Source organism: Streptomyces sp. CB00455 (assembly GCF_001905445.1).
Taxonomy (GTDB): Bacteria; Actinomycetota; Actinomycetes; order Streptomycetales; family Streptomycetaceae; genus Streptomyces.
The window spans coordinates 1463605-1483814 of sequence record NZ_LIVQ01000001.1; the positions used below are offsets into that span (position 1 = coordinate 1463605).

The following is a 20210-nucleotide window of genomic DNA, read 5'->3' on the forward strand; positions in this document are numbered from 1 at the left end:
GCGGGGCCCGGCGCCTAGGCGCGGGCGGGGTCCGGCGCGCCGAGGGTGGCGACCAGGACGGCCTTGATCGTGTGCAGCCGGTTCTCGGCCTCGTCGAAGACGACGGAGTGCGCCGATTCGAACACCTCGTCCGTCACCTCCAGCGACTCCAGCCCGTGCCGCTCGTGGACCTCCCGCGCGACCGCGGTGCCGAGGTCGTGGAAGGCCGGCAGGCAGTGCATGAACTTCACGTCCGGGTTCCCGGTGGCCCGCAGCACGTCCATGGTCACCGCGTACGGGGACAGGGCCGCGATCCGCTCGTCCCAGACCTCCTTGGGCTCGCCCATCGACACCCAGATGTCGGTCACGACGAAATCGGCCTGCGCCACGCCCTCGGCGATCTCCTCGGTCAGCGTGATCCGGGCGCCGCTGCGCCCGGCGAGGTCGCGCGCCGCCGCCACCACCGGCTCGGCCGGCCAGTAGGCCCGGGGCGCCACGATCCGTACGTCCATGCCCAGCAGCGCGCCGGTCACGAGGTAGGAGTTGCCCATGTTGAAGCGGGCGTCGCCGAAGTAGGCGAAGGCGATCCGCTCCAGCGGCTCGGCGCTGTGCTCGGTCATGGTGAGGACGTCGGCAAGCATCTGGGTCGGGTGCCAGTCGTCGGTGAGGCCGTTGAAGACGGGCACACCGGCGTGCGCGGCGAGCTCCTCGACGGTTTCCTGGCTGTTGCCCCGGTACTCGATCCCGTCGAACATCCGGCCCAGCACCCGGGCGGTGTCCTTGACCGACTCCTTGTGCCCCATCTGGGAGCCCGAGGGGTCGAGGTAGGTGGTGCGGGCCCCCTGGTCGGCGGCGGCGACCTCGAAGGCGCACCGGGTGCGGGTCGAGGTCTTCTCGAAGATCAGCGCGATGTTGCGGCCCTGGAGCCGCGGCCGCTCCGTCCCGGCCTTCTTGGCCGCCTTCAGTTCGGCGGCGAGCTCGATCAGGCCGCGGAACTCGGCGGCGGTGAAGTCGAGCTCCTTGAGAAAACTGCGGCCGGCGAGGTCGGTGGCCATGGCGTCGCTCCAGCGTCACGGTGACAGGGGAAGCTGGAAGTATATACGAGCTACTGTATTGATATACAAAGGTGTGTTCGAGGTGGCGGACCGCGGCGGGCTCAGGCCACCGCATCCCGCTCGACCGGACAGCTCATGCAGCGCGGACCGCCCCGGCCCCGCCCCAGCTCGCTGCCGGGGATCTCGATCACCTCGATGCCCTCCTTGCGCAGGTGGGTGTTGGTCGTCACGTTCCGCTCGTAGGCCACCACCACCCCCGGCTCCACGGCCAGCACGTTGCAGCCGTCGTCCCACTGCTCGCGCTCCGCCGAGTGCACGTCCTGCGTCGCGGTCAGCACCCGGATCGCGTCCAGCCCCAGCGCCGCCGCGATGGCCCGGTGCATGTGCTCCGGCGCGTGGTCGCTCACCCTCAGCTCGCCCGGTCCGTCGCCCGGTTCGATCGTGTAGGAGCGCAGCATGCCCAGGCCCGCGTACTGGGTGAACGTATCTCCGTCCACCATCGTCATCACCGTGTCCAGGTGCATGAAGGCCCGTCGCTTCGGCATGTCCAGCGCCACGATGGCGGTCGCCGAGCCGGCGGCGAACAGGCCCCGCGCCAGCATCTCCACCGCCTGCGGGGTGGTCCGCTCGCTCATGCCGATGAGCACCGCGCCGTTCCCGATGACCAGGACGTCACCGCCCTCGATGGTCGAGGGGTAGTCGACCTGGCCCTGCGACCAGTAGTGGAACGCACCGGACGAGGTGAACAGCGGATGGTGCCGGTAGATCGCCTCGAAGTGCACCGTCTCGCGCTGCCGGGCCGGCCAGCGCATCGCGTTGACGGACACCCCGTCGTAGATCCAGGCCGAAGTGTCGCGGGTGAACAGGTGGTTGGGCAGCGGCCCCAGCAGGAAGCCGTCCAGCTCCAGTGCGTGGAAACGCACCGAGAGCGGCTCGGCGTGCCGTTCCAGGAACTCCCGCTTGGTCATCCCGCCGACCAGCGCCTCGGCCAGCGCGGCCGAACCCAGCCCGTCGAAGGCCGACCGCAGGTGGTCGGTCGCGAGCGGCCCGTACTCCTTCTCGTCGAACACCCGGTCCAGTACGAGGTGCCTGGCCTCCGGAATGTCGAGGACCTCACGCAGCAGGTCGCCGAAGAGGTGGACCTCCACACCCCGGTCGCGCAGGACGTCCGCGAAGCCGTCGTGCTCCTGGCGGGCCCGTCGCACCCACAGCACGTCGTCGAAGAGGAGCGCGTCCTTGTTGCTCGGCGTGAGCCGCTTCAGCTCCAGGTCGGGCCGGTGGAGGATGACGCGGCGAAGCCGCCCGGTCTCGGAGTCGACGTGGAATCCCATGCCGTACACGTTCGCAGACCGGGCGGCTTTTTGACGTGGCGTCTGCTCAGCGGGGCACACCGAGGCCGAGAAGCGCCGTCGGGGCGCCGACGAGCTCGGGGGCGGTCAGGCCCAGCTTCGGGACGGTCAGGTTCGGCAGACCGAAGTTGGATCCGTCGGGCATCGTCAGCGGGGCGCCGACGACCGCCCCGGGGGTGCGGGCGCGCATCGTGGTGGCGGGCGCGTCCACGGATCCCTCGCCGTCCGTCTCCGGGCGGCCCAGCAGGTTCGGCACCGGGGAGGTGACGAGGGTGTCACCGAGCTCGGTGCCGACCGGGATCGCCGGGAGCAGGGGAGCCGGGAGCAGGTCCCCCGTGTGGTGACGGGGCACCTCGGGCGCTCCGACGACCGGCACCGGCACTCCGGTGGCCACGCGCGGGGCCGGCACGCCCAGCGTGGTCTCCACCGCCTCCAGGGGAACGCCGACCGGCACCGAGTCGGCCAGCGCCGGGGTGGCCGCGCCGGCCGCCGCCATACAGGTCATGAGCGCCGCAATGCTTCCGCGCGCGGTCGTCTTCATAGGTGATGTTCCGTCCTTCCAGGGTCGCGGACGTTCCGCTGCTCTGGATGAACGATCCCGCCGGTGGTTTTCCCGGAGTTCTCCGCCAAAGTTCCCCCATACGACCTAATTCGCGGCCGTACGGGGGTCCCTGCTTTACGCGGCGGGCGCCGTCACAGGCGGGGGTCGACCGGCTCCGACTCCAGGGCGAGCACCGCGAACACGGCCTCGTGGACCCGCCACAGCGGCTCGCCCGCCGCCAGCCGGTCCAGCGCCTCCAGCCCGAGCGCGTACTCGCGCAGGGCGAGCGAGCGCTTGTGCCCGAGGTGCCGCTCCCGCAGCCGCTCCAGGTGGCCGGGGCGCGTGTACTGCGGCCCGTAGACGAGGCGCAGGTACTCGCGCCCGCGCACCTTCACACCGGGCTGGACCAGCCGGCCCTTGCCGTCCCGGGCGTAGGCCTGGAGCGGCTTGACGACCATGCCCTCGCCGCCGGCCTCCGTCAGCTCCAGCCACCAGTCGGTGGCCGCCCGTACGGACTCCTCGTCCGCGGTGTCCACGAGGATCCGGCCGGTGCGGCGCAGCAGCCCGGCGCCCGCGGCCCCGTCGGCGGCGACCAGCCGGTCAAGCCAGAACAGCTGCTCGTCGTGCGGCACCGCGGCCAGCGACCGCCCGGCCGTCGCCAGCAGCTGGAAGGGGGCGAACCGTACGCCGTCCAGGCCGTCGGTGGTCCAGCAGTAGCGGCGGTAGGCGTCGGTGAACGCCGCCGCGTCGGCGGCCCGCCCGCGCTGGCGCTCCAGCAGGGCGCCGGTGTCGGTGCCCCGGGCGGCGGCCGCCTCCAGGGCGGCGAGCGCGTCGGGGAACACGGCGCCGGCGGCGGCGCCCACGGCGGCGTACTGGTTGTGCAGCAGGCCGGCGGACTTCAGGGACCAGGGCAGCAGCTCCCCGTCGAGCAGCAGCCAGTCGCTCTCGGCGCAGGGGCCGTCGGAGCCGGTCAGCTCCTCCCAGAGGCCGGCGTCGGTGATCGCCGAACGGAGCCGGGCGAGGAACGCCTCGGTGACCTCGGGGTCCTTGAAGAAGGGCCGCCCGGTGCGGGTGTAGACGGAGCCGGTCGGCCCTTCCCCGCCGCCTTCGGCGTGGGAGGCGCCCCCGACGCCGAACCGCTCGCGCGCCGCGCCGGCGTCCCGGCAGACCAGGACGGTGGCGCGGGAGCCCATGTGCTTCTCCTCGCACACCACCTGGGCGATGCCGTCCCTGCGGTACTGGGCGAAGGCTTCGGCCGGGTGCTCCAGATAGCCCTCCTCGCCGGAGGTGGCCGTGGGGGCCATGGTCGGGGGCAGGTAGGGGACCAGCCGGGGGTCGACCGCGAAACGGCTCATGACCTCCAGGGCGGCCGCGGCGTTCTCCTCGCGCACGGTGATGTTGCCCAGGTGCCGGGTCTCCACGATCCGGCGTCCGTGGACGTCGGCCAGGTCGAGGGGACGTCCGTCGTGGCCGCCGGGCGCCTCGGAGGCAAGCGGCCGCAGCGGCTCGTACCAGACCTTCTCGGCCGGTACGTCGACCAGTTCGCGCTCCGGCCAGCGCAGGGCGGTCATCTTGCCGCCGAAGACCGCTCCGGTGTCGAGGCAGAGAGTGTTGTTGATCCAGGTGGCGTCCGGGACCGGGGTGTGGCCGTAGACGACGGCGGTCCTGCCCCGGTATTCCTCCGCCCACGGGTAGCGCACGGGCAGCCCGAACTCGTCCGTCTCCCCGGTGGTCTCCCCGTACAGGGCGTGCGAACGGACCCGGCCGGAGGTGCGACCGTGGTACTTCTCGGGCAGCCCGGCGTGGCAGACCACGAGCCTGCCGCCGTCGAGTACGTAGTGGCTGACCAGGCCGGTGATGAACTCCCGCACCTCGTGCACGAACTCCTCGGATTCGCCCGCCAGCTGCTCGATGGTCTCGGCGAGGCCGTGGGTCCGCCGGACCTCGGAGCCCTTGAGGTGGCGGCCGAGCTTGTTCTCGTGGTTGCCGGGCACGCACAGGGCGTTGCCGGACTTGACCATGCCCATGACGCGGCGCAGGACGCCGGGGCTGTCGGGGCCGCGGTCGACGAGGTCGCCGACGAAGACGGCGGTGCGGCCGCCGGGGTGGACGCCGTCCTCGTAGCCGAGCGTGGCGAGCAGGGTCTCCAGTTCGGAGGAGCAGCCGTGGACGTCGCCGATGATGTCGAAGGGGCCGGTGAGGTGGGTGAGGTCGTTGTAGCGCTTCTCCAGGACGACCTCGGCCTGCTCGGCCTCCTCGGCGGTGCGCAGCACGTGCACCTTGCGGAAGCCCTCGCGCTCCAGCCCGCGCAGCGAGCGCCGCAGGTCGCGGCGGTGGCGCTGGATGACGGCGCGGGGCAGGCCGGCCCGTTCGGGGCGGGCGGCGTTGCGCTCGGCGCAGAGCGCCTCGGGCATGTCCAGGACGATGGCGATCGGCAGGACGTCGTGGCGGCGGGCGAGCCGGATAAGTTCCCTGCGGGCTTCGGCCTGGACGCTGGTGGCGTCGACGACGGTGAGGCGGCCGGCGGCGAGGCGCTTGCCCGCGATGTGGTGCAGGACCTCGAAGGCGTCCTTGCTGGCGCCCTGGTCGTTCTCGTCGTCGCTGACCAGCCCGCGGCAGTAGTCGGAGGAGAGCACCTCGGTGGGCTTGAAGTGCTTGCGGGCGAAGGTGGACTTGCCCGATCCGGTGGCCCCGATCAGGACGACGAGGGACAGGTCGGTGACGGGAAGCACGCGGGGGTGGTGGGTGTCGGTGGTCGCGGTGTCGGTGGTCGCGGTGGTGTCGGTGGTCGCGGTGTCGGTGGCATCGCTGGCATCGCTGGCATCGCTGGCATCGCTGGTCATGCTGCCGCGCCCTCCTTCGGGGTGTCGACGGTGGTGAAGACGGCCATCTGGGTCGGCGGCCCGACCTCGGGGTCGTCGTCCCCGACGGGGACGAACTCGACGCCGTACCCGTGCCGCAGGGCGATCCGCCCGGCCCAGGCGCGGAACTGTCCGCGGGTCCACTCGAAGCGGTGGTCCCCGTGGCGGACCTGATCAGCAGGCAGGGATTCCCAGCGGACGTTGTACTCGGCGTTCGGAGTGGTCACCAGCACCGTGCGGGGCCGGGCCGAGCCGAACACCGCGTACTCCAGCGCGGGCAGCCGCTCCGGGTCCATGTGCTCGATGACCTCGCTGAGCACGGCGGCGTCGTAGCCGGCCAGCCGTTTGTCGGTGTAGGCGAGCGAGCCCTGCACCAGCCGGACGCGGTCGCTCTGCCGCTCCCCCATCCTGTCCAGCCGCAGCCGCTTGGCGGCGAGGTGCAGGGCGCGCACGGACACGTCCATGCCGACGATCTCGGTGTACGCCGGGTCCTTGAGCAGGGCCTGCACCAGCCGGCCCGGTCCGCACCCGAGGTCGAGGACGCGGGCGGCCCCGGACGTGCGCAGGGCCGCGAGGATCGCCTCGCACCGCTGCACGGCGAGCGCGACCGGCCGCTCCTGGGTGTCAGGCCCCTCGTCGACGGCGTTGTCGAGCTCCTCGACCTCGGTGCCGTCTGTTTCGGCGAGACGCACCAGCTCCAGCCGCTCCAGAGCGTCGCGGGTGAGCCGTTCGTGGCGGGCGAGGTAGCGGGAGCTGATCAGGCCGTTCTCGGGGTGGGCCGCAAGCCAGCCGTCTCCGGCGCGCAGCAGCTTGTCGACCTCGTCGGGGGCGACCCAGTAGTGCTTGGCGTCGTCGAGCACGGGCAGCAGGACGTACAGCTGGCGCAGGGCCTCGGACAGCCTCAGCCCGCCCTCCAGGACGAGCCGCACGTAACGCGAGTCCCCCCACTGCGGGAACCGCTCGTCGAGCGGCACCGGTTCGGCCGCTACGAGGTCCCAGCCGAGCGGGTCGAACAGCCGGTGCACCAGCTCCGTCCCGCCGCGCGCGGGCAGCGCCGGGATCACGACGCGCAGTGGCCGCGCCTGCTCCGCCAGCTCCGGGCGGGCGGCGCACCGGCCCGCCAGCGCGCTGCGGAACACCGCGCCGAGCGCGACGGCGAGCAGCGAGGAGGCGGCGTACGGACGGTCGTTGACGTACTGCGCGAGCGCGGCGTCGGGAGCTGCGCCCCGGCCCCTGCCCTGACCCTTGCCCCGGCCGCGCCGTACGAGGGCGACGGGATCCACCTCCAGCAGCAGGGCCGCCGTGCACCGTCCGGCCGTGGCCTCGGGGTAGAACACGTGGGCGGTGCCGTGGGAGGTGGAGAACGCCTGCGCCCTGCCGGGATGCTTGTGCAGCAGGTGGCCCAGGTCGGTCGCGGGTCGTTCGGGGGATCCGGTGGTGGAGATCGTCAGGAACACACGGCCGATTGTTGCCGGTCACCTCCCTGCCCTGCCCCCTATTTTCCGGCGGCCGGAGCCTGGGGCAGTTCGGCGGCAAGGGCGGCGATCCGGGTGGGGCCGATGCGGCAACAGCCTCCGACGAGGCGGGCGCCGGCGCGCAGCCAGGCGCCGGTGGGCCAGGGGACGGGGGCGGGCGGGGGGTGCCAGGTGGAGGCGGGCGCGTCCCAGACGGATCCGTCGTTGGGGTAGGCCAGGAGGGGTTTGCCGGTGACGGCTGCCGCGCTTTCGAGGGCGGGCAACACCTCGGCCGGATCGCAGCAGTTGACACCGACCGCGATGACCTGCGGGGCCGCCGCCGCGAGGGCGAAGGCTTCGGCGAGCGGGGCGCCGGAGCGGGTGCGGCCGTCGGCGACGGTGTAGGAGAGCCAGGCCGGGGCGCCCGTCTCGGCGAGGACGGTGAGCAGGGCTTCGGCTTCGTCCGGGTCGGGGACGGTCTCCAGCGCGAGGACGTCGGGGCCCGCGGCGAGCAGCGCCTCGATGCGGGGCCGGTGGAAGTCCGCGAGCGCGCGCACGCTCAGGCCGTACCGGCCGCGGTACTCGGAGCCGTCCGCCAGCACCGCGCCGTACGGGCCCACGGAGGCGGCCACCCACACCTCGTGGTCGGCGGCCTCGGCCGCGCGGGCCGCGAGGGACACGCTGCTGCGCAGCAGGGCGTCGGCGGCGGCGCGGTCGTAGCCGTGGGCGGCGAGCGTCCGGTGGCCGAGCTGGTAGCCGGCCGTGGTCAGCACCTCCGCGCCGGCCCGTGCGTAGGCCGTGTGGGCGGCCTCCACCTGGGCGGGCCGCTCGGCGAGCACCCGGCCCGTCCAGAGGCCGCCGGACAGGTCGCAGCCCTGGGCGGCGAGCTGGTTGCTCAGCCCGCCGTCCAGGAGCACGGCCCTGCGGGCCAGGGCCCCGGCGAGTGGGCCGGATGCGCGCGGCATCGTTTCTCCTCCCGCCTCAGCCGAGCTGGGAGAGCACCCGGGCGGAGATCAGCTCCAGGTGGTCCAGGTCGTCGAGGTCGAGCAGCTGGAGGTAGATCCGGGAGGAACCGATGGCGGCGTAGGTCCCGATCTTCTCCACGACCTCGTCGGGGGTGCCGGCGAGGCCGTTGGCCTTGAGCTCCTCCATTTCCCGGCCGATGGCGGCGGCCCGGCGGGCGACCTCGGCGTCATCCTTGCCGACGCAGACCACGAGGGCGTTGGAGTAGACGAGGTCGTCCGCCGTGCGTCCTGCCTCGACGGCGGCCTCCCGGACCCGCGCGAACTGCTTCTGAGTGTCGGTGACGGAGGCGAACGGCATGTTGAACTCGTCCGCGTAGCGTGCGGCGAGCCGCGGGGTGCGGCGCGCGCCGTGGCCGCCGATGAGGACGGGGACCTTGGCCTGGGCGGGCTTGGGCAGCGCCGGGGAGTCCTCCAGCTGGTAGTGGGTGCCCCGGTGGTCGAAGGTGGCGCCGACCTCGGTGGCCCACAGCCCGGTGACCACGGCCAGCTGCTCTTCCAGACGGGCCATGCGGTCCGCCGGGAAGGGGATGCCGTAGGCCTTGTGCTCCTCCTCGAACCAGCCTGCGCCCAGGCCCAGTTCGACGCGGCCGCCGGACATCTGGTCGACCTGGGCCACCTGGATGGCGAGCACACCGGGCAGCCGGAAGGTCCCGGCCGTCATCAGGGTGCCCAGCCGGATCCTGCTGGTCTCGCGAGCCAGGCCCGCGAGGGTGATCCACGCGTCGGTGGGTCCGGGCAGGCCGTCGGCCGAACCCATCTTCAGGTAGTGGTCGGAGCGGAAGAACGCATCGAAGCCCAGGTCCTCGGTGGCCTTGGCGACGGCCAGGAGGGTGTCGTAGCTCGCGCCCTGCTGGGGCTCGGTGAAAACGCGGAGATCCATGTCCCCATCCTGCCCCGCCCTCCCCGGCAGGGTGAATCCCGGTGCGCCGTACGGGCAGCCCCGGGCCCCGCCGGTGACCGGCCCGGCAGGTGATCGTTGGCCCGGACGGAGCCGGACCGCCCGGCCCGCGCACCGGCGGCCCCCAGCTGATGCGTCCACCGCCCCCTTCCGGTCCTTGGAAGGGCCCGGGCCGAGGAGGCCGCCATGTCCCACGAGCCCACGCCGGAGACCGGCCCCCAGAACGCTGGGGCCGGAGGGGCCGAGGCCGGGCAGGCCGGAAGGGCCGGAGGAGCCGGACCGGCTGGCGGGGCCGGACCGGCCGGACAGGCCCCAGGGGCCGGACAGGCCCCAGGGGCCGGACAGGTCAGGCAGGCCGGGGAAGGCGGGCAGGCCAGGCAGGCCGCGAAAGCCGGACAGGTCGCGGAAGCCGGGCAGGCCGGGGAAGCCGGGCACGGAGACGCCCCCCGGGGGCCCGATCCGGCCAACGCAGCCCAGGGCGGCGCGCCGAAGGGCCTGCTCCAGCAGATGGAGGAGCTGATGGCGGCCCTGAACGCCGATCTGTCGCAGCTCGACCCCCACCTCCAGACCTCCTTGGACCGCACGCCCGTCCCGCCCGGCGCCGCCGACTACGGGCCGTCGTCGCCGACGGGCATCCGCCCGCCGGAAACCGAACGGCCGGCCCACCGCCCGTTCTGATCCCGGCGCGCCAAGCGCCCCGGGCAGGGCGCCTGGACCCCGGATCCGCACGAGCCCGGACACGGGGCCCCGAACGCCGCCCGGGCCACACCCCCGCGGCGCCCCCACGCGTGAACGCGACGCCGACCCGGGCGATGCGCTTCAGGCGACCTCCGGGCGCACGCGATGCCGACCTGCCGACCTGGTCACCACCCCGAGGGGCCCCGAGCATGCACCCGCCGGACCGCGCAAACCCCCCGGACGCGCCGCGATGCCGGCCCAGGCAAGATTGCGAAGCGACCCGGGCGCGGGAGCTGGTGCCGCACCACGCAACGCCCCGGCCACCCACGGGCGACACCCCGAGGCGCCCCCACGCGTGCACCCGACGCCTGCTCGGACGACATCCACGGGCGAGCCCCGGGCCCGCGCGACGCCAGCAGGCAACTCGCGCACACGAGCCCGACGCCGGCCCGGGCAAGACCCCCGGGCGACACCCCGAAGCGACCCCGACGCGTGCACCCGACGCCGGGCCGGGCACGGCCCCTGCGCGCGCCCCGCGTGTGAACGCGGGGCCGGACCAAGCGAGACCCGGGGCGGCCCCTCGGCGCGCACGCGGTGGCGGCTCAGGCGACGCCCGAGGCGGATCCTCGCTCGCGGACCGTCATGCGGCGCAGGATCGCCCGGACCCGGTCGCTCGTCTCATCAGCCGCGTCTATCGACTCGATGCACTGCCAGTACAACGTCTCCTCATCCGTCCCGCAGGCCACCCCGACCAGGGCTATGCCCACTTCACCCAGGAGCGCCTGGAGCCCGAGCAGCGCCTGCCTGACATCGGAGACCGCCGTCAACTGGGCCGCCCGCGGCGGACGGTCGGGCGCGCTGCCCTCTCCGCGCAGGGCCGCCCGGTCGAGCACCCCGCAGCCTCTGCCTCCCGCTTCGCCCAGCCCCCGTGCCTCCGCTCTCATTTCGGGCGGTCCGGTGACCGCCAGGTAGCTTCCCACGCCCTGCGCGAGCGCCTGGGCCTGCCAGGCCTCGCCCACGATGTCCCACTCAGCCCCGCTCTGCGCCAGCGCGTGCCGGCCGACCGCGATGAGCCGTACCGCATCCATATGCCGTCCCCCGTCCGCACGACATTCCGTCTACTCTCCACTACCCAGCGTGAGGGCAACCGCCCACTAAAGCCAGGGGTATTCGGAAAATGTGGACACAATCGTGATTGTGGACGAGTCCATCACTCCGAAGAGTGACGATGTGGCGTCTCGGCACCCGCCACCGGGAAGCGGAGTTCGTTCCTCTCGATCTTCGCGGCGAGCGCATCCAGCACATCAACCCCCAGAACCTCACAGAACTGCAGCAGATACGCGAGCACATCGGCCACCTCATCCGCCACCCGGTGCGCGGTGTCCGGCTTCTCCATGACCTTCGCCGACTGCTCCGGGGTCAGCCACTGGAAGATCTCGACCAGTTCGGCCGCCTCCACGCTCAGCGCGACAGCCAGGTTCTTGGGCGTGTGGTACGGCTCCCAGCCGCGCGCCGCCGCGAAGTCGGCCAACCTGCGCTGCAGCCTCTCCAGCCGTTCACCGGAGCCCTGCTCACGGCCGTCCGGCGCGGGGGTCTCGTCCGTCTCGTTCATGGGGTCAGGTCTACCACCGTGACACCGGGGAGGCGGCGGGCGGCGGCCCCGGTCTCCTCCCCCACGGCCGCGACCAGCCGGACGTGGCCGCGCCCGCAGGACAGCAGCGCCAGGCGCAGCAGTTCTTCGATCTGGCGCCGGTCCAGCCCGCGGTCGAAGCCGTCGGCCAGCACCGTCAGGGCCTGGCGCGCGGCGAGCAGCTCGCCGGCGGGGTCCATGGCGAGGACGCCCGGTCCCGTGAGCAGTACCAGCGCCAATGCGAGGAAGCGCAGTTCACCGGCGCCGAGCCGGGCCAGCTCGGTCGGGCGCCGACCGGGCCCCCGCTCCAGCACTCCGGTGACGGGGCCGCCCACGGGAGCCCGTACGTCCAGCCCTGCGACGGGGCCCGCGCAACCGGTGCGGGCCGCCCCGGCCAGCAGCGCGTGCCGGGTGCCGCACTCGTGGCGCGTCCGGCGCAGCACGTCGGCCAGGTTGGCGCAGTCACCGAGCAGCCTGCCCTCCCCCGGCGGCACGGGGGCGCGCATCCGCTCGGACCGCGGGTCGCAGGGGAACACCGAGCGCAGGGCCACCACGACCTGCTCGGCGGCGGCCAGGACCCGTCGCTGCCCTGCGGTGGCGCCGGCCACCCGCAGCGGCAGCAGGGCCGTGCCGAGCCGGTCGTCGGGGAGCGGGGCCCGCGTGACGCCGACGGCGCCGCCGGTCAGCCAGGCGGCCTGCACGGAGGGGCGGCCCGGATCGCGCAGGGCGGTGGTGAGCAGGACCTGCCCGTCCTGCGAGAGCCGTTCGCCGACGATGCGCAGCGTGGGCTCGGCCTGGACGGCGAGGTCCAGCCGGACCGGACCGGCGGGGCCGTCGACCGTGCAGCCGATGCGGAATCCGCGCCGCCGCTCGGCGTCGGGCACGGCCTGGTCCGGGACGCGGGCGGCCGGATCGGCGAAGACCTCTTCCAGGGTGGCTCCGGAGCCCAGCGCGGCGAGTGCTTCGTAGGCCGCCAGGGCCTGGGACTTGCCGCTGCCGCTGGGTCCGGCGAAGAGGGTGACGGGCCCGAGGGGGAAGGTCGTCGCCCGGTGCGACCCGAAGGCGGAGAGCCGTAAGCCGGTCACCACGGGTCGCGGCTCGACACGGCCGGCCTGAGCGGGCACGACGGGCAGGGCGGGTGCGACGGCTGCGGCGGGCAGGGCGGGTGCGACGGCTGCGGCGGGCAGGGCGGGTGCGACGGCTGCGGCGGGCGCGGGAGCAGGCCCGTCCCCGTCCCCGTCCCCGCCCCCGTCCCCGTCCCCACCCCCGTCCAGGGTGACGCCGGCGGCGCCGGCGGTCACGGGGGCGTCCGGGCGGGTGCGGGGCGCGTCAAGGCGGGTGCGGCTGGCGTCCGTGCGGGTGCGGGTGGCTTCCATGCGCCGGACGGTACGGGCCGCCTGACCCCCTGGAAGCCCGGCGAACCGTTCCGCCGCCGCGACCTTCCTACGATCGGGGGACGGCCACGGCAGCGATCCCCTCGACCTCGGTCCCGACGGGTGCCAGCAGGAAGACGTTGCGGTCGACCCTGTGCATCCCGCTGCCGAGCCCGAAGACCACGCCACTGCTGAAGTCCAGGATGCGTTTGGCCACTTCGCTGTCCGCCCCGGTGAGGTCGAGCAACACCGGGATCTGCGCGATCAGGTACTCCGCCACCTCCCGTGCGTCGGCGAAGATCTGGACCCGGAGCACCACGAAGCGCCGCTGCTCCGCCGCCGACGCCTCGGGCGCCGTGGGGATCGTGCGGTGGTCCACCCGGGAGGGCCATTCGTTGCGACTGCGCAGCGGGACGACCTGCGCGAGCCCCTCCCACTGTTCGTCGGTGACGTCGTACCTGCTCACCGGGCCACTCCGGCCGTGCGCTTCATGTGCATCCGCCCATCCTCTCGCGTTTCACCCGTTCAGCCCAACAACGACACGGACAGACGGTGCGCGCCCGCGTCACCTCCAGGGCAGGCCGCTCACCTCGCCGGCCATCCCGGCCACGTGACCCTGGCGGGGAACGGGGAACGGGGAGCGGGAATAGGGAGCGGGGAATAGGGGCGCGCCGGGTTCGGTTGGCGCCCATCATGAAGGCCATCACCTACAGCACTTACGGAACTGTCCCCGATCTCAGCCTCGTTGAGGTGCCGGAGCCCAAGGTCGGGCCCGGCGAGGTGCTCGTCCGCGTCAAGGCCGCCGGCGTCAATCCGGTCGACTGGAAACTGGCCGCCGGATACCTCGATCCGATCCTCGAAGTCCGCTACCCGGTCATACCCGGCTGGGACGTCGCCGGCGTCGTCGAGGCGGTCGGGCCCGACACCTTCGACCACGCCGTCGGCGACGAGGTGTACGGCTACGTCCGCAAGGAGTGGGTCGAGCTCGGCACGTACGCCGAACTGGTCAGCGCCCCCGTCCGCACCCTCGCCCGCAAGCCCCGCGAGCTGACCTTCGAGCAGGCCGCCGGGATCCCGCTGGCCGGCCTGACCGCCTACCAGTCGCTCACCCGCGTCGGCCTGCGGTCCGGGGAGAGCGTCGTCATCCACTCCGCGGCCGGCGGCACCGGCTCCTTCGGCGTGCAGATCGCGGTCGCGCTCGGCCTGCGGGTCATCGGCACGGCCGGCGCCCACAACCACGACTACCTGCGCTCGCTCGGCGCCGAACCGGTCCTGTACGGGGAGGGGATGGCCGAGCGCATCCGCGAGCTGGCACCCGAAGGCGTCGACGCGGCCCTCGACTTCCACGGCGACGGCGTCGTCGAGATCCTCCAGTCGCTCGTCAGGCAGCGCGACCGCGTGGTCTCCATCGCCGACTACGAGGCCGCGGCCAAGGGCGCGCACCAGCTGTGGGTCCGCCCCGACAGTGCCGACCTGGCCTTTCTGACGGAGCTGGCCGACACGGGCAGGCTCACGGTCAACGTCGAGCACGCGCTGCCGCTGCGGGACGCGGCCAAGGCGTGGGAGCTGAGCGCCTCGGGCCGTACCCGAGGCAAGATCGTCCTGACGGTCTGAGTTCACCGCGTACGGAAGTGCCGCCGGGGCACCGGGCTCGGGGGGCGCTGCCCGAGCCCGTACGAAGGTGCCGCCGGAGCACCGGGCTCGGGGGGGCGCCGCCCGAGCACCCGGCCCCGGCGGCGCCCCCGCGGCCTCACGAGGTGATCGGCGGCCCCGCGGGGGCCAGTGACGGCCCGACCGCTCGCAGCGCGCCGGGCGTCCGCCCCTCCCCCCAGCCGATCTCGCGCCGGTAGCTGCCGAGCAGGCCGCGCCCCACCAGCCCGGCCTCGTCCCGCACGGCCGGGTCCTCGGGCAGCGGGCGGGTCAGCGGGGACACGAACAGCGCGTCCGCCGGGCAGTTGGCCTCGCACAGGAAACAGGTCTGGCAGTCTTCCTGCCGGACCAGCAGCGGGATCCCCCCGGGTCCCCGCTCGAACACGTCCGTCGGGCACACCTCGACGCACTTGTCGCAGGCGATGCACCGATCCGCCGACACCAGTTCGATCACGCCGCCACCTCCGTCGGGGCCGGCCCCGACGGCCTGCCGGGAACGGTCCACACCCGGTCCAGGCCGCCCACCGTGATCCGGTGGTGCAGGGCCGGGTCCTGCTCCGGGTGGTCCAGGCGCCTGGCCATTCCCCGGGACTCCGGCCGGGCCAGCGCGGCCGCGTACATCCACCGCGCGTGCGCCGTCATCGCCGCGGCCTGCCGGCTCCGCACCAGATCGGCGCCCTCCCCGTACAGGGAACCGCGCAGTTCGGCCCAGGCGGAGTCCAGGACGTGCAGGGCCTCGTCGAGCACTTCTCCGCGCCGCAGGTAGTTCTTGTCGTACGGAAGGACCTGCGATTGTACGAGCGCCACCGCCTCCCGGTGGCCGCCGGACCCGCCGGCGGCACCGGTGGGCCGCAGCCCGGCGCCGCCGGTCGGGGTGAGGGCCCGGTGCCGGGTCCGGCCGGAGCCCGGCGCGAGTGCGTGCAGGGCCGCGCCCCGGCCCGCCCAGCTGCCCGAGGAGATCGCCCACGCGGCGTTGTGGCTGCCGCCTCCGGTGAAGCCCCCGCAGATCTCCTCGCGGGTGGACGCGTCCCCGGCGGCGTACAGACCGGGCACCTTGGTGGCGCAGTCGTCGCCCGTGATCCGGATGCCTCCGGTCCCGCGGACCGTGCCCTCGGCCAGCAGGGTGACGGAGAAACCGGTCGGTGAAGGGGTCGATGCCGAAGCGGTCGAAGGTCAGGAAGAAGTTGGGCTGCGCCAGGCGCATCGCGGCCCGGGCCTGCTCGTCGGCGCGGTCCAGACGTGCGTACACCCGGGCGCCGGTGAGCAGTTCGCGGGCGATCACCGAGCGGCCGCCCTGGCTGGCCGCCCCCTCGAGGACCTCGCCGTCCTCCCCGTAGAAGGTGGCGAAGGAGTAGAAGGCGGTCTTGGTGACGGAAGTGCCCTCGGGGGCGATCCCGTAGGCGTTGGAGAATTCCATGCCCGACAGGTCCGCCCCGGCCTCGGCTGCGAAGAGGGCGCCGTCGCCGGTGTTGGTGTTGGTGCCGAGCGCCCCGCTGAGGAAGGCGCAGCCTCCGGTGGCCAGCACCACGGCCCCGGCCCGGACCCGGTAGGGCTCGCGGGCCTGGCGGCGGTAGCCGGCTGCCCCGGCGACGGCGCCGTCCGCGTCGGTGAGCAGCTCGGTGACCGGGCTGTGGTCGAGGACGCGGACCCCGGCCCGGCGGATGCGGATGCGCATCCGCCGCATGTACTCCGGGCCTTGCAGGCCGCCGCGCACCTGCCGGCCGTCGGGTCCGGTGGGGAAGGGGTAGCGGCCCTGTGTGGCCAGCTCGTCCATCCGCTCGTACGTCTCGTCGAGGACGCGTGCCATCCAGCGGCGGTCGGCCAGGTAGCCGCCGAGGCCCTCGCGGCTCGCCATGGCGGCCTCGCGGGCGGCGGGTTCGGGCGGCACGTACCAGACGCCGGTGCCGCCGGCGGCCGTGGCGCCGCTCGTACCGCAGTAGCCCTTGTCGGCGAGGACGACCCGGGCCCCGGCCTCGGCGGCCTTCAGCGCGGCCCAGGTGGCCGCCGGTCCGCCCCCGACGACGAGGACGTCGGCGAGGTGATCGGCGCGGTGATCGGCGCGGTGGCCGGCGCGGTGGCCGGCGAGGTGGCCGCTCACGCGCTGTCCCCGGCGCCGGCGTAGCGGTTGGCCGGCCGGGGCAGGCCGTAGTTCTCCCGGAGGGTGCGGCCGGTGTACTCCGTGCGGAAGAGTCCGCGGCGCTGGAGGATCGGCACGACGTGGTCGACGAAGGCGGTCAGTCCGGTGGGCAGGACCGGCGCCATGATGTTGAAGCCGTCGGCGGCGCCCCGGGTGAACCACTCCTCCAGCTGGTCGGCGATCTGCTCGGGGGTGCCGGCGACGACGCGGTGGCCTCGGCCGGCTCCGAGACGGGCGATCAGCTGGCGCAGGGTGAGGCCGTCGCGGCGGGCGAGGTCGGCGACGAGGGTGAAGCGGCTCTTGTTGCCGTTGATGTCGTGTTCCTGCGGCAGGTCGGGCAGCGGACCGTCCAGCGGGAGGCCGGTCAGGTCGGTGCCGAGCATCCCGGAGAGCTGGGCGAGGCCGTATTCCGGCACCTGGAGGTCGGTGAGCTGCTGTTCCAGCGCCTTGGCCTCGGCTTCGGTGGAGCCGATGACGGGGGCGATGCCGGGCAGCACGAGCAGGTCGTCCTCGGCGCGGCCGTAGGTGCCCAGGCGGGACTTGAGGTCCTTGTAGAAGGCCTGGCCGTCGGCCAGGGTCTGCTGGGCGGTGAAGACGGCCTCGGCGTACTGGGCGGCGAACTCCTTGCCGTCCTCGGAGGAGCCGGCCTGCACCAGGAGCGGGTGGCCCTGGGGTGAGCGGGGCACGTTGAGCGGGCCGGCGACGCCGAAGTACTCGCCGCGGTGGGCGGCGGGGTGGAGCTTGTCGGTGTCGGCGTAGATGCCGCGCTCCTTGTCGAGGACGATCGCGTCGTCCTCCCAGCTGTCCCAGAGCTTGGTGGCGACGTCGAGGAACTCGCGGGCCCGGTCGTAGCGCAGGCCGTGCTCCAGGTGCTCGTCCCGGTTGAAGTTGCGGGCCTCGTCGACGGTGCCGGAGGTGACGATGTTCCAGCCGGCCCGGCCGCCGCTGATGTGGTCCAGGGAGGCGAACTTGCGGGCGGTGTGGAAGGGCTCGTTGAAGGTGGTGGAGACGGTGGCGATGAGGCCGATGTGCTCGGTGACGGCGGCGATGGCGGAGAGGAGGGTGAGCGGCTCGAAACCGCCGAGGGCGTTGTAGCGGGCCTTCCCCCAGAGGGCGAGGCCGTCGGCGAAGAAGATCGAGTCGAGCCGCCCGCGCTCGGCGGTACGGGCCAGTTCCTGGAAGTACCGCAGGTCGGTGACGCGTTCGGGACTGCTGTCCGGGTGCCGCCAGGCGGCGTCGTGGTGCCCGGCGTTCATGAGGAAGGCGTTGAGGTGGAGGGTCCGGGGTGCGGTCATGTCTGTGTTCCTTGTGTCCGGATACGGAGCGGGGCGCTTCGTGGGAGATGGGTCACGCCATGTCGGGGACGGGCACGGGACCGGGACCGGACTGGGGATCGAGCCCGGGACCGGGCCGGGTCCAGGTGCGGGCCGAGGGACGACGCGGCAGGGGTCGGGGCTGTGGGCCCGGGCTGTGGGGCCGGGCTGTGGGGCCGAAATCGGGGCCCGGGACCGGGGCGGGTCCAGGTGCGGGCAGAGGGCCGACACGGCATGGGGTCGGGGCCGTGGGCCCGGGATCGGGGCCCGGGGCCCGTCGGGCTCCGGGGGACTGCCGACCTCGCCGGAGGCGTCAGGTGGGGACGCGCCAGACGCTGAGGCGGCGTTCGATCGTGACGAGCAGCTGGTTGAAGGCCACCCCGATGGCCGAGATGGTGACGATGCCCGCGTACATCTGCGGGATCGCGAAGTTGAACTGCGAGGCGTTGATCAGATAGCCGAGGCCCGCCTTCGCGCCGATCATCTCGGCGGCCACGAGGACGAGGATGGAGACGGCCCCCGCGAGGCGGATGCCGGTGAAGATCGCCGGCACCGAGGCCGGGAGGATCACCTTCTGGAACAGCCTCGGTGTGGACAGGTCCATCGAGCGGGCCAGCCTGATCAGGGTGGGATCGGCGTTCCCGACCGCACTGATGGTGTTCAGCAGGATCGGCCACACGCAGGCGTAGACCACGATCGAGACCTTCGAAGTCTCCCCGATGCCGAGCAGCAGCACGAACACCGGCAGCAGGGCGAGCGCCGCCGTGTTGCGGAACACCTCAAGCAGCGGCCCGAGCAACACCGCGACCGGCCGGTACCAGCCGATGAGGAGGCCGAGCGGAACAGCGACCACGACGGCGATCCCGAAGCCGCCGAAGGAGCGGACGAGGCTGGCCCAGGTGTGGGTGCCGAGCTGGCCGTTGCCCAGCAGGTCCCACCAGGCGACGCCGACCTCGCTGACCGGCGGCAGGAAGGTGGAGTCGACCAGGCCCAGCCGGGGCGCCGTCTCCCACACGACGAGCAGGGCCAGGACGGCCGCGGACCGCAGGGCGGCAGAGCGCAGCCAACGCGCCAGTGCCCTCGCGGGCCGCCGCCGGCCCGGGTGCGCGGCCGGACGCACGGTCCCGCCGGCACCGGAAGGCACCACGGCCGCGTCGGCCGCGGCGGTCGCGTCCGTCGCGGCGGCCGCGTCCGTCGCGGCGGCCGCCTCGGCCGCCTCGGATCGGGCCCCGGCTCCGGCTCCGGCCCGGGCCCCCGTGGCTCCCGTCCCGTCCGAGGACGCCGGGGTGGCGCCGCCGGCCACGGCCGGGTCCGCCCCCGGAGCGGCCGCGGGCTCCCGCACCGGGGCGACGGCCCCGCGCCCGGAGCCGCGTACCTCCTCCTTCGGTGCGACCAGGGCGTTCGCGGCGACGGCGACGGCGAGGGGTGTGCTGTTCGTGGTCATACGGTGGCCTCCTCCTTCTCCAGTTGCTGGGCGCGGGCCACCTCGTCGTGGAGCAGGGTCCAGATCTCGTGGCGGTAGCGGGCGAATTCCGGGCTGGAGCGCAGCTCCTCGCCCTGGAGGCCGGCGCCGCGGTCCCCGAAGGTGACGGGGACGACCTCCTTGACGCGCCCGGGGCGGGAGGTCATGACGGCCACCTTCTGCCCGAGGTAGACGGCCTCCTCGATGCCGTGCGTGATGAAGACGACGGTCTTGCCGGTGCGCTGCCAGATGCCGCGCAGCTCGTCCTGGAGGGACTCGCGGGTCTGCGCGTCGAGCGCCGCGAACGGCTCGTCCATCAGCAGCACATCGGGGTCGTACGCCAGCGAGCGGGCGATGGCGACGCGCTGGCGCATCCCGCCGGACAGTTCGTGCGGGTGCCGGTCCTCGAAGCCGGTCAGGCCGACGAGCTCCAGGAACTCCCGCGCCCGCGTGGCCCGTTGGCGTCTGGGCACCCCCGTCGCCTCCAGCCCGAACTCGACGTTCCCGAGCGCGGTGCGCCATGGCAGCAGCGCGTACTGCTGGAAGACGATGCCCCGGTCCAGGCCCGGGCTGGTGACGGGCTCGCCGTCGAGCAGGATCCGTCCGGACGTGGGCCTGGAGAGCCCGCCGAGCAGGTCCAGGAGCGTGGACTTGCCGCAGCCGCTGGGGCCGACGACCACCACGAACTCCCCCGCCCCGATCTCCAGGTCGATGCCGTCGAGCGCGGTGAACTCCTGCGTGCCCCGGCCCTTGTGCTTCGTCCGGAAGGTCTTGGTCACCGCCTCGAACACGATCTTCGCCATGC

Annotated in this window: 18 protein-coding genes and 1 pseudogene; 2 read left to right on the forward strand and 17 right to left on the reverse strand. The window is 73.8% G+C overall.

The window, feature by feature from the left end; translation table 11 throughout:
* Positions 1-14: 14 nt before the first annotated feature.
* The 7 genes from argF to AMK16_RS06570 all read right to left on the reverse strand — a co-directional run bounded on the left by argF (position 15) and on the right by AMK16_RS06570 (position 9144).
* Positions 15-1034 (reverse strand): ornithine carbamoyltransferase, encoded by a 1020-nt coding sequence (argF, locus tag AMK16_RS06540; protein WP_073909622.1) that lies wholly within the window; start codon positions 1032-1034, stop codon positions 15-17.
* A gap of 101 nt (positions 1035-1135) precedes the next feature.
* Positions 1136-2365, reverse strand: coding sequence for an arginine deiminase (locus AMK16_RS06545; protein WP_073909647.1), 1230 nt, complete (start codon positions 2363-2365; stop codon positions 1136-1138).
* Between the two features lie 46 nt (positions 2366-2411).
* Complete coding sequence (locus AMK16_RS06550; RefSeq protein ID WP_073909649.1) at positions 2412-2924, reverse strand: hypothetical protein; 513 nt, start codon at positions 2922-2924, stop codon at positions 2412-2414.
* 152 nt (positions 2925-3076) lie between these two features.
* Positions 3077-5767: a polynucleotide kinase-phosphatase gene (locus AMK16_RS06555; protein ID WP_079191346.1), complete on the reverse strand. Its 2691-nt coding sequence runs from the start codon at positions 5765-5767 to the stop codon at positions 3077-3079.
* Positions 5764-7242: a 3' terminal RNA ribose 2'-O-methyltransferase Hen1 gene (locus AMK16_RS06560; RefSeq protein WP_073909651.1), complete on the reverse strand. Its 1479-nt coding sequence runs from the start codon at positions 7240-7242 to the stop codon at positions 5764-5766. Before AMK16_RS06560 ends, AMK16_RS06555 begins: the two co-directional genes overlap by 4 nt.
* Positions 7243-7280: 38 nt before the next feature.
* Positions 7281-8204 (reverse strand): homocysteine S-methyltransferase, encoded by a 924-nt coding sequence (mmuM, locus tag AMK16_RS06565; protein ID WP_073909653.1) that lies wholly within the window; start codon positions 8202-8204, stop codon positions 7281-7283.
* Positions 8205-8220: 16 nt separating this feature from the next.
* A complete protein-coding gene (locus AMK16_RS06570) occupies positions 8221-9144 on the reverse strand; it encodes an LLM class F420-dependent oxidoreductase (RefSeq protein WP_073909655.1) in 924 nt (307 codons plus the stop codon).
* 204 nt (positions 9145-9348) lie between these two features.
* Between AMK16_RS06570 and AMK16_RS36565 the strand changes: the two genes are divergently transcribed.
* Positions 9349-9840 carry a hypothetical protein gene (locus AMK16_RS36565; RefSeq protein WP_199885382.1) on the forward strand — a complete coding sequence of 164 codons (492 nt, stop codon included), beginning with the start codon at positions 9349-9351 and terminating at the stop codon, positions 9838-9840.
* 602 nt (positions 9841-10442) lie between these two features.
* On the opposite strand, the gene AMK16_RS06580 is transcribed toward AMK16_RS36565, so the two are convergent.
* The 4 genes from AMK16_RS06580 to AMK16_RS06595 form a co-directional block, all read right to left on the reverse strand.
* The gene (locus AMK16_RS06580) at positions 10443-10928 is read right to left on the reverse strand and encodes a DUF6099 family protein (RefSeq protein WP_073909657.1); all 486 of its coding nucleotides are present in this window, start codon (positions 10926-10928) and stop codon (positions 10443-10445) included.
* A gap of 122 nt (positions 10929-11050) precedes the next feature.
* The gene (locus tag AMK16_RS06585; RefSeq protein ID WP_079191347.1) at positions 11051-11452 is read right to left on the reverse strand and encodes a nucleotide pyrophosphohydrolase; all 402 of its coding nucleotides are present in this window, start codon (positions 11450-11452) and stop codon (positions 11051-11053) included.
* Complete coding sequence (locus tag AMK16_RS06590; protein ID WP_242438613.1) at positions 11449-12846, reverse strand: ATP-binding protein; 1398 nt, start codon at positions 12844-12846, stop codon at positions 11449-11451. Before AMK16_RS06590 ends, AMK16_RS06585 begins: the two co-directional genes overlap by 4 nt.
* Before the next feature lie 67 nt (positions 12847-12913).
* Positions 12914-13309 carry a cell division protein SepF gene (locus AMK16_RS06595; protein WP_073909659.1) on the reverse strand — a complete coding sequence of 132 codons (396 nt, stop codon included), beginning with the start codon at positions 13307-13309 and terminating at the stop codon, positions 12914-12916.
* A gap of 227 nt (positions 13310-13536) precedes the next feature.
* On the opposite strand from AMK16_RS06595, the gene AMK16_RS06600 reads away from it, so the two are divergent.
* Complete coding sequence (locus AMK16_RS06600) at positions 13537-14457, forward strand: NADP-dependent oxidoreductase (protein ID WP_073910683.1); 921 nt, start codon at positions 13537-13539, stop codon at positions 14455-14457.
* 136 nt (positions 14458-14593) lie between these two features.
* On the opposite strand, the gene AMK16_RS37045 is transcribed toward AMK16_RS06600, so the two are convergent.
* The 6 genes and pseudogenes from AMK16_RS37045 to AMK16_RS06625 all read right to left on the reverse strand — a co-directional run bounded on the left by AMK16_RS37045 (position 14594) and on the right by AMK16_RS06625 (position 20208).
* Positions 14594-14947 (reverse strand): 4Fe-4S dicluster domain-containing protein, encoded by a 354-nt coding sequence (locus AMK16_RS37045; protein ID WP_158071211.1) that lies wholly within the window; start codon positions 14945-14947, stop codon positions 14594-14596.
* Entirely contained in the window at positions 14944-15546 is a 603-nt protein-coding gene (locus AMK16_RS37050; protein WP_242438655.1) for an FAD-binding protein, read from the reverse strand. The genes AMK16_RS37045 and AMK16_RS37050 overlap by 4 nt, the downstream gene beginning before the upstream one ends.
* 415 nt (positions 15547-15961) lie before the next feature.
* A pseudogene (locus tag AMK16_RS37055) lies at positions 15962-16591 on the reverse strand (FAD-dependent oxidoreductase); the annotation flags it as partial.
* Positions 16588-17925: an LLM class flavin-dependent oxidoreductase gene (locus AMK16_RS06615; RefSeq protein WP_073909662.1), complete on the reverse strand. Its 1338-nt coding sequence runs from the start codon at positions 17923-17925 to the stop codon at positions 16588-16590. The pseudogene AMK16_RS37055 and the gene AMK16_RS06615, both read right to left, overlap by 4 nt.
* A 331-nt stretch (positions 17926-18256) precedes the next feature.
* A complete protein-coding gene (locus tag AMK16_RS06620) occupies positions 18257-19063 on the reverse strand; it encodes an ABC transporter permease (RefSeq protein ID WP_073910686.1) in 807 nt (268 codons plus the stop codon).
* Between the two features lie 320 nt (positions 19064-19383).
* A complete protein-coding gene (locus tag AMK16_RS06625; RefSeq protein ID WP_073909664.1) occupies positions 19384-20208 on the reverse strand; it encodes an ABC transporter ATP-binding protein in 825 nt (274 codons plus the stop codon).
* Positions 20209-20210: the final 2 nt, after the last annotated feature.

Coding starts and splice junctions, on each gene's coding strand:
- AMK16_RS06615 (WP_073909662.1), bottom strand. CDS start 17,925: ATGACCGCACCCCGGACCCTCCACCTCAACGCCTTCCTCATGAACGCC.
- AMK16_RS06585 (WP_079191347.1), bottom strand. CDS start 11,452: ATGAACGAGACGGACGAGACCCCCGCGCCGGACGGCCGTGAGCAGGGC.
- AMK16_RS06580 (WP_073909657.1), bottom strand. CDS start 10,928: ATGGATGCGGTACGGCTCATCGCGGTCGGCCGGCACGCGCTGGCGCAG.
- AMK16_RS06600 (WP_073910683.1), top strand. CDS start 13,537: ATGAAGGCCATCACCTACAGCACTTACGGAACTGTCCCCGATCTCAGC.
- mmuM (WP_073909653.1), bottom strand. CDS start 8,204: ATGCCGCGCGCATCCGGCCCACTCGCCGGGGCCCTGGCCCGCAGGGCC.
- AMK16_RS36565 (WP_199885382.1), top strand. CDS start 9,349: ATGTCCCACGAGCCCACGCCGGAGACCGGCCCCCAGAACGCTGGGGCC.
- AMK16_RS06550 (WP_073909649.1), bottom strand. CDS start 2,924: ATGAAGACGACCGCGCGCGGAAGCATTGCGGCGCTCATGACCTGTATG.
- AMK16_RS06590 (WP_242438613.1), bottom strand. CDS start 12,846: ATGGAAGCCACCCGCACCCGCACGGACGCCAGCCGCACCCGCCTTGAC.
- AMK16_RS06625 (WP_073909664.1), bottom strand. CDS start 20,208: ATGGCGAAGATCGTGTTCGAGGCGGTGACCAAGACCTTCCGGACGAAG.
- argF (WP_073909622.1), bottom strand. CDS start 1,034: ATGGCCACCGACCTCGCCGGCCGCAGTTTTCTCAAGGAGCTCGACTTC.
- AMK16_RS06545 (WP_073909647.1), bottom strand. CDS start 2,365: ATGGGATTCCACGTCGACTCCGAGACCGGGCGGCTTCGCCGCGTCATC.
- AMK16_RS06555 (WP_079191346.1), bottom strand. CDS start 5,767: ATGACCAGCGATGCCAGCGATGCCAGCGATGCCAGCGATGCCACCGAC.
- AMK16_RS06570 (WP_073909655.1), bottom strand. CDS start 9,144: ATGGATCTCCGCGTTTTCACCGAGCCCCAGCAGGGCGCGAGCTACGAC.